The organism is Pseudomonas sp. Sample_22, assembly GCF_004307635.1.
Taxonomy (GTDB): Bacteria; Pseudomonadota; Gammaproteobacteria; order Pseudomonadales; family Pseudomonadaceae; genus Aquipseudomonas.
Map to the genome: position 1 here is coordinate 1 of NZ_RCNY01000058.1, position 4,626 is coordinate 4,626.

Consider the following 4,626-nt stretch of genomic DNA (forward strand, 5'->3'; position numbering starts at 1 on the left):
CAGGCGCAACATCACGTAACTCAAGTTGTTTCTATGTCATAAAAACTACTCAACCATTTAAATTACCTGGGCAGTCTCGACGTTGACTCGATGGCTGGCCTGTTTGTACGAGAAGGAGAGTTTTTAGATGAAGGCATCGCCGATAACCATGCAGGAATTGAAGCATTTAGTGAAAAGGGTATCCCATGAAAATAAACCCTTGCCATTTTCGGTGCTTTCATCGTTCAAAGAACAGCGAATATTAAACGTCCCCATTCTTAAGCCGCTATTAATAGTGGTGCTGACCGGCGTTAAAGTGCTTGGGCAACAGCCCGAAGCCACTTGTGCGTCAGGCAACTTCTTGTTTTTATCGAATTCGTCATGCGCCGACATGAGGAACATTCCTGACGGCGAATACTTTGCCATTCTGATAGAGTTTGAGGTTGAAGACTTTAACCAATTTACGTGCAATGACGCCCCCCGCTTGACTTATTTTACAGGGACCGTGCCGGAGACTTTAGTTAAGGCCCTTAATCAATACGTAGAATGGTCCTCGTTGACCCCAAAAGAGTTATGGCATGCTCGACGAAAAGAAATTCTTAATTTGCTGTACTTAAGCGGCCATGAAGAAATCGCTAAAATTTCGGGCTATCCGAGCTTAAGCCACAAGCTGCATAAAATTATAAGCGAGGACGCTAGTAATGATTGGAGTGTTAATTATCTAGCCAACAAGCTCGCAGTGAGCCAGTCTACGCTGCGCCGGAAATTACGTGCAGAAGGCGGCGATATCAAAACGATTGTGAATCAGGCGAGAATGAGTAAAGCTCTTTTTTTGGTCCAAACGACAATGGAATCAATTGGACACATTGCGGAGCGTTGCGGGTACAAATCGCAATCTCGGTTCACTATGAAGTTTAAAAGTTCTTTTGGTGTAACCCCCACAAGCCTGAGAAATACGCGACTTCGGGGCTAGGTGACATTGATGCGAACCGATAAAGTAACACTACGAAGATTATCGAATATCCCGCTAGCGGTTGGTAACGCTGGCGAGGAGTATTATGTCTCCTTTCTGTGCTTCGCCGGCAGCACAGGGTGAGCGATTCGCTAAAATATTTACAAGCCGCCCAGTATTCAAGACATTCAGCAGCATCAAGTCGTTTAGGGGGATGACGTAACGACGTTGACGTTCCTTGTACATCAAAAAGGAAATGTGAAGGCGGCCGCGTTGAAGTCGCTGCAAGACTTAATTTTAAGGATCAATAATTCGATGCCATGTATGAAAAGAACATTTGATATTCAGCCATTCGCTGCGGACTTCTGCGTATTCATCAACGGTCAATCAATTCCGGCGGCTTCTGGCGAAACTGTTCTGACCGTTATTCAAGCTCTGGGCATTCGCCAATTGGCTCGCAATGACCATGATCAAACTAGCGGTGCCTATTGTGGCATGGGGGTATGCCAATGCTGCCTTGTGAAAATCGATGGCCGCCACAAGAAACGCGCCTGTCAGACGCTGGTGCGTGAAGGCATGTCCGTGCAAACCCTCGTCAATCGCATTGCTGGGCAGGAGATTGTATGAGCTTGCGACCGGTCATTGTCGGGGGAGGCCCCGCAGGCATGGCGGCGGCGATTGAGCTCGCCAAGCATGGCGTACGTACCACATTATTCGAAGAAGCCTCACGACTGGGTGGGGTGGTATATCGGGGGCCGCTTCGCGAAGGTGTGCAAATGGATTATTTGGGGCCGCGCTATACGCAAGCGCTGCTCAAATTGCACCAAGAGTTTCAGGTTTATTCGGATTTTATAGAGGTGCATCTCAACCATCGAGTGGTCGGCGCTGAAGGCAGTCGCTTGTGGGTACTGGATGACGAAGAGCACTTGCGGGAGTACAAGTATCCGCAATTGGTACTTGCAGCTGGCTGCCACGAACGTAGCGTGCCGTTCCCTGGCTGGACATTGCCTGGGGTCATGCTGTTGGGCGGCTTGCAGCTACAAATCAAAAGCAGCGTGGTTAAACCACAAGGACCGGTTGTGATTACTGGGACCGGTCCCTTGTTACCCCTCTTGGCTTGTCAATTGCTCGCTAGTGGAGTCACAGTCGCCGGGGTTTTCGAGGCGTGTTCGTTCGGAAAAATCGCTAAAGAAAGCCTGGCATTTTTGAACAAGCCGCAGCTGTTTCTTGAAGGCTTGAGCATGCTCACTTTTCTCAAAAGGCATGGCATACCTATTCAGTACGGTTGGGGCATCGTGGCGGCCCACGGGGGCAATGAGTTAAGTTCAGTCACCGTGGCACCTTACACCCGCACTTGGGGGGCCGATCTGAACCGCACTCTTCACATTCCCGCCCAAACCCTTGCTGTGGGCTACGGTTTCATTCCACGGACTCAACTTAGTCAGCAAATGAACTTGCGTCATGAGTTTAGTGATGATGGATCCCTGCGTGCCGTGACCAATATTTGGCAGCAAAGCAGCGAACCTCACGCACACCCGGTCGGGGATATGGCAGGTATTCGTGGAGGTGAAGCCGCAATGCTCACGGGAAAAATAGCGGCGGTGTCGATCATGCTTCAACGCGATGTACTCGACTCAGAACTGGCCCTGAAGTTACGTAGCTACTATTTGACCAAACTCGAGGCGATCGTACGGTTTCGCGCCGCTATCGATCGATACACTGCGCGGGGGGCCGGACAAGCTGGACTGCCTGCCAGTGGCACAGTTATTTGTCGCTGCGAAAATACCACCCGGGGTGAAATCGACAAAGCACTTGAGCAAGGTGTTCAAGACCTCCCTAGCTTGAAAATGCGCACGCGTGTTGGCATGGGCGATTGCCAGGGAAGGATGTGCGTCAGCTACTGCACTGACCGCTTGCGTGAAACCACCGGGCGCCAGAACGTGGGCTGGCTGCGCCCGCGCTTTCCAACCGATCCGATTCCCTTCTCAGCATTTAAGTCATTCGACATTGAAGACACATGCCATGAATAAGTTTTATGATGTAATCATTGCTGGAGGTGGAGTGATTGGAGCCTCTTGCGCCTACCAGTTATCCAAACGTAAAAACCTCAAGGTCGCATTGATCGATGCTAAACGACCGGGCAATGCAACCCGCGCGTCGGCAGGCGGTTTATGGGCAATCGGCGAGTCAGTGGGGTTGGGTTGTGGGGTGATTTTTTTTCGTATGATGTCGGCTAATCACAAACGCAAAGCCCTAGGTTCGGCAGTCGTTGTGGATGCCCAGACCCCGCACATTTTACCTCAGGCATTTTTTGAGTTGGCCCTACAGTCCAACGCCATGTATCCGGCTCTGCACAAAGAGTTGCGCGATGATCACGGTATGGATTTCAAGTTCGAGCAGACCGGTCTGAAATTTGTGATCTACGACGATGAAGACCGTCTCTACGCCGAACACATTGTGGCGTGTATCCCCCACCTGGCGGATCAGATTCGGTGGCTGGATCAGGCCACGTTACGCAGAGCCGAGCCGAACATTAGTCACGAGGCCAAAGGTGCATTGGAATTTCTCTGTGACCATCAAGTCAGCCCGTTTCGGCTAGCCGATGCCTACACGGAAGGCGCAAGGCGGAATGGGATAGATCTGTATTTTAACACCAACATCATCGATGTATTGCATGAGGGATCGCGCGTCAGCGGTGTGCAGACCACCGAAGCAGGGGTGTTCCATTGCAGCACCTTGATCAATGCGGCAGGCGCCTGGGCGGCGGATCTGAGTGAAATGGCGACTGGACAACGAATTCCGGTGAACCCCGTGAAAGGACAGATCTTGCTGACGGAGCGTGTGCCGAAGATACTCCAGGGCTGCCTGACCACGAGCGACTGTTACATGGCTCAAAAGGACAATGGCGAGATTTTGATTGGCAGTACCACTGAGGACAAAGGGTTCGACATCACAACTACCTATCCGGAAATCGCAGGCTTGGTCAAAGGCGCAGTGCGTTGTGTTCCCCAGTTGGTCGATATAAACCTTAAACGCACCTGGGCAGGATTGCGTCCAGGATCGCCTGATGAGTTACCAATTCTAGGCCCCATGGTGGGGGCAGAGGGCTATCTCAACGCTTGCGGCCATTTTCGCACCGGAATTCTGACATCGGCGATTACGGGAATACTGCTGGATAAATTAGTTAACGACGAGGCATTGCCAATGGACATAACGCCCTTCTTGGCAAACCGTTTCAATGTTTTCGAGAAACCGGCCTAGCGAGCATTGCGGATTAGCCAACGGCTTCGACTGATGGTCGCGTGTATGTGCCTGCGGCTTAAGACACGCGTGAATTATTCAGCGGTGTGCAATGCCTCGGCGAGGCGCATTAGCAACGAATATCGAACAAACTTTACGTCTTAAACGACGATCCGAATGCCTCATGACTTAACTGCACACAAAATAACGTGCTCAATTCCGCCCCTAAAGCCATACCGGTGAGAAAAAATGCATTACGAGAAGCACGACGATTCACAAACGCCTCATCATAGTCAAATAACTCAGAAATCATAGCGAATGACTAAGACCTTCTATTTTGAAACACCTCCTCCGGTGATTATCCACCCGTGCCGTCTGCATTCAAGCGCGACAGGTACAGGAGCTGCATGCAAAATAAGTGAAACATTTTTCTTATAGATACTGAAAGACAGCGT

The 4,626-nt window shown here is 50.7% G+C and carries 4 protein-coding genes; all 4 read left to right on the forward strand.

Going from position 1 to position 4,626, the window contains the following annotated elements; translation table 11 throughout:
- The first annotated feature begins 127 nt into the window (after positions 1-127).
- The 4 genes from D8U73_RS15180 (at position 128) to hcnC (ending at position 4,192) form a co-directional block, all read left to right on the forward strand.
- Positions 128-952: a helix-turn-helix transcriptional regulator gene (locus D8U73_RS15180; RefSeq protein WP_241667800.1), complete on the forward strand. Its 825-nt coding sequence runs from the start codon at positions 128-130 to the stop codon at positions 950-952.
- A gap of 294 nt (positions 953-1,246) precedes the next feature.
- Positions 1,247-1,558: a (2Fe-2S)-binding protein gene (locus D8U73_RS15185; RefSeq protein ID WP_130904962.1), complete on the forward strand. Its 312-nt coding sequence runs from the start codon at positions 1,247-1,249 to the stop codon at positions 1,556-1,558.
- Positions 1,555-2,961: a cyanide-forming glycine dehydrogenase subunit HcnB gene (gene hcnB / locus D8U73_RS15190; protein ID WP_130904959.1), complete on the forward strand. Its 1,407-nt coding sequence runs from the start codon at positions 1,555-1,557 to the stop codon at positions 2,959-2,961. The genes D8U73_RS15185 and hcnB overlap by 4 nt, the downstream gene beginning before the upstream one ends.
- Complete coding sequence (gene hcnC / locus D8U73_RS15195; protein ID WP_130904960.1) at positions 2,954-4,192, forward strand: cyanide-forming glycine dehydrogenase subunit HcnC; 1,239 nt, start codon at positions 2,954-2,956, stop codon at positions 4,190-4,192. Before hcnB ends, hcnC begins: the two co-directional genes overlap by 8 nt.
- Positions 4,193-4,626 lie beyond the last annotated feature (434 nt).